Origin of the sequence: Alteromonas sp. 14N.309.X.WAT.G.H12, assembly GCF_036697315.1 — a bacterium.
In the GTDB taxonomy this organism is placed as follows: domain Bacteria; phylum Pseudomonadota; class Gammaproteobacteria; order Enterobacterales; family Alteromonadaceae; genus Alteromonas.
In genome coordinates, this window is the sequence record NZ_JBAHZB010000128.1 from 1 (window position 1) to 3149 (window position 3149).

The following is a 3149-nucleotide window of genomic DNA, read 5'->3' on the forward strand; positions in this document are numbered from 1 at the left end:
TAACCGGTGATCATTGTGCCTCAGGTGGGTCAATTTTAAATTGTCGTTAGTGGGTCAGTTTTACATTGCCGGTGACAATCTGCTAAGAGAAGCGGCACTGTTGGTGATGAAAAAGACAACTAAAGCGGGGTAGTGTTAACGTTGATTTTAGTCCACAGTAGGAACAGCGTGGCGAGCTCTGTGGGGATGAATAACTTGTTAGACTCTAAAAAGGCCTGGCTTGTGTGCCGTTGACGCTAGTTTTAGCCAAGCATTTATGCGCCGGTTAGTAAGGCATTATATTTCTTCTGGATACCTATCATGAATTTAGATAAATCGACTAAACGTATAGCAAAAAGAGTTAAAAAAGGGTTTCAGGGTTACCCCCAAATTTCACTGTCCTATTTTGGTGAAACGGCAGACCATGCAAGTGAAGTCGTCGTTTCTTTCATTGCTGAAGAAGGTGAGCCTGCTCAAGAACAAAGGTTTTCTAGTACAAATGACGTCAGAAAGGACGAAACTATTCAAACTACTTTGTTAAAAGTAATAGAGCGTACAGATGCCAAAACAGTGTTAGAGGCGGCTGGGGTTACGGTTATTAAATAACACCATTAAACTTGAAGTAATTGAAAGGTACACCCACACTTATCACCAATAGGAGGCTGTATGACTGACAATAAAATGACGTTAACCTGTGGCTGCGGGCAGGTGGTTTTGAAGGTTCAAGGTGGCCCTATCGTCAGCGCTGAGTGCCTTTGTAATGATTGCCAGAAAGCCGGTGTTTTTCTACAGTCGTTGCCCTATGCCCCAACTACCTTAGACGATAAAGCAGCAACACGGTTTGTACTTTATCGAAAAGACAGGGTGTGGTGCGAGCGTGGACAAAGCCGCTTACGTGAATATCGATTGTCAACACATTCCAAAACCCGTCGTGTCTTTGCTTCGTGTTGTAACACACCGATTTTTTTGGAGTTTACCAATGGCCATTGGTTAAGCATATACGGTGGTCTTTGGCCTGCGGGCACCTTGCCTAAGCTCGAATTAAGAACCATGACACGAGATCGGCCCAAGGGCGTTGAACTTTCAGATGACGTACCCAACCCAAGTACCCATACCGTATCTTTTTATGTAAAACTCCTTGGCTCTTGGGCTGCCATGAGATTCCGCAAACCCAAGATTGACTTTGTTTGATACGCTACATGCTAAAAGGGTTTCAGTAGGGTAGGGCCAGCTCGCGCAAATGAGAGCTTGTTTTATTCCCACAACAGAAGTAGTACGAACTGAATACTCGAGCTAGCGCCCAAGCAGCACTTAAAGCCTTGAGAGCAAAGTCGATATAAACCCTCTAAAAAACATAGCGGCAGTTTGTGATGCGCTCTATTTTTTCGGTTAAAAACCACTGTAGGTCTGTGCTAGCTCGGACAGTTGACTCGCCGCCTCTTTAATAAAGGCTTCAGTTTTGGTCAATGTTAATGAAATTCCTTTTTCTTCTAAATAGGGAACGGTTAGACAAGCAATAGCATGTTCACTATTACCCATATAGATGGGAAATGATAAATCTATCAAGCTAGGTACGATTGCGCTGTTGACTCTAGCATGACCTTTTTCATGAACATCTTGTATCGATTTTTCGCAAGCAGCTTGATCAAAATTTGGATTTTTATCTGCGATTATTTTGAATGCAGTTTCGCGTTGTACTTCTGGCATCCAGGCTAATAAAACATGGCCAGAAGCCGTTTGGTGCAAATCAAGGTGATGTCCCACTCTTACAGATAATCCTACAGATGCGGGGCTATCAACGCGGGCTATAACAACCATTCGCTCCTGATTTGCAACTGCAATATGGCATGATTGCATAATATCTGCAGATAATCTGTGCATTACCGGAAACGCGGCTTCTACCAAAGTACCAACGGGAGGCACTTTCATCCCCAAATCGAACAGCTTGTTAGTGATATGGAAATAGTCTCCCCCTTCATTTCTTGCCAAATAGCCGCGCATTTCTAACGCTGCAATCATTCGATAAATTTCACTCTTCGATCTATCCAACGTGGCTGAAATCTGTGTCAACGACATTGGTTTTTGCAATTCGGCCAATAATTCCAGAATCTCAAAGCCTTTCTCTAATGCAGGAGCAGAATAACTACGTTTTTTTTTATCTACCATACTATTTTCCCTTCCACTTACTTGGCACGCCTTTAAACCAAGCGATTAGCTCTGTCTCGTTCGAACGGTGGCTCATACTAACAAACCATATTTGATATATAAAATTTAAATGAGCCTTCTGTTCTTTCTTGTCATAAGACCGCCAAGATATTTCCCTAATGAAAAAAATATTCAAATAAATTGTAAAACTATTGATCTAAATAAACAAAGATGTCTATAATTGAAACATTGTTTTATATATAAATCACTGGCAATCAGCCAGAGAATAATCAAATAAAGCGTGAATAATCAATGTATACAACAGACAAGCGTTTAGTGATTTTGGATGAAACAGACAATGTGTTGGTCTGTTGTGGCCGTATCAATGAAGCCGAAAGAGTTCAAATAGAGGGGAAGTTCGTTACTTTGGATGTATCAATCGATATTGGCCATAAGATAGCTCGCGCTGATCTGGATACCGGAGTCAAAGTGATTAAATACGGGGTTCCCATTGGCTCAACGACACAGCCCGTAAAGTTTGGACAGCATGTTCATTTACAAAATATGAAAAGCGATTACATAGCTAGCCACACCCGTTCAAGCCAGAAAGGAGAATATTAATGCAAGGTTATCTTCGTCAAGATGGTCGTAAAGGGATCAGAAATGTAATTGTAGTGATATACCTCGTTGAATGTGCTCATCATGTGGCGAGGCGTATTGTTGATAGTTGTGATAATGCAGATGTTCAGTTAATTGGCTTTTCAGGATGTTATCCCAATGAATACGCACTCAGGATCATGCAGCAGCTGGGTAATCATCCTAATGTTGGCGGGGTCGTGCTTTTATCCTTGGGATGTGAAGGATTTAACCGGGAAGCACTAAGCCAAGTCATCAGAGACAGTGGCAGACCCGTTGAAACTGTGGTTATCCAGGAAAATGGCGGTACGCAAAAGAGTATTGATGTTGGTGTGGCAAAAATCCAAGCCATGCAGGAAGACATAGCCCAAGTGGAAAAAGTTGATATG

Annotated in this window: 5 protein-coding genes; 4 read left to right on the plus strand and 1 reads right to left on the minus strand. The window is 42.0% G+C overall.

Annotated elements, in window-relative coordinates; translation table 11 throughout:
• The first annotated feature begins 300 nt into the window (after positions 1–300).
• Together V5298_RS18430 and V5298_RS18435 are read left to right on the plus strand one after the other, a co-directional pair.
• The gene (locus V5298_RS18430; RefSeq protein ID WP_332932896.1) at positions 301–585 is read left to right on the plus strand and encodes a hypothetical protein; all 285 of its coding nucleotides are present in this window, start codon (positions 301–303) and stop codon (positions 583–585) included.
• A 60-nt stretch (positions 586–645) separates the two neighbouring features.
• Entirely contained in the window at positions 646–1170 is a 525-nt protein-coding gene (locus tag V5298_RS18435) for a hypothetical protein (RefSeq protein ID WP_332932897.1), read from the plus strand.
• 198 nt (positions 1171–1368) lie between these two features.
• On the opposite strand, the gene V5298_RS18440 is transcribed toward V5298_RS18435, so the two are convergent.
• Positions 1369–2145: an IclR family transcriptional regulator gene (locus tag V5298_RS18440; protein ID WP_332932898.1), complete on the minus strand. Its 777-nt coding sequence runs from the start codon at positions 2143–2145 to the stop codon at positions 1369–1371.
• A gap of 291 nt (positions 2146–2436) precedes the next feature.
• Between V5298_RS18440 and V5298_RS18445 the strand changes: the two genes are divergently transcribed.
• Both V5298_RS18445 and V5298_RS18450 read left to right on the plus strand, forming a co-directional pair.
• A complete protein-coding gene (locus V5298_RS18445; RefSeq protein ID WP_332932899.1) occupies positions 2437–2745 on the plus strand; it encodes a UxaA family hydrolase in 309 nt (102 codons plus the stop codon).
• On the plus strand, positions 2745–3149 hold a 405-nt coding region (locus V5298_RS18450; RefSeq protein ID WP_332932900.1), incomplete at its 3' end, for a UxaA family hydrolase. The genes V5298_RS18445 and V5298_RS18450, both read left to right, overlap by 1 nt.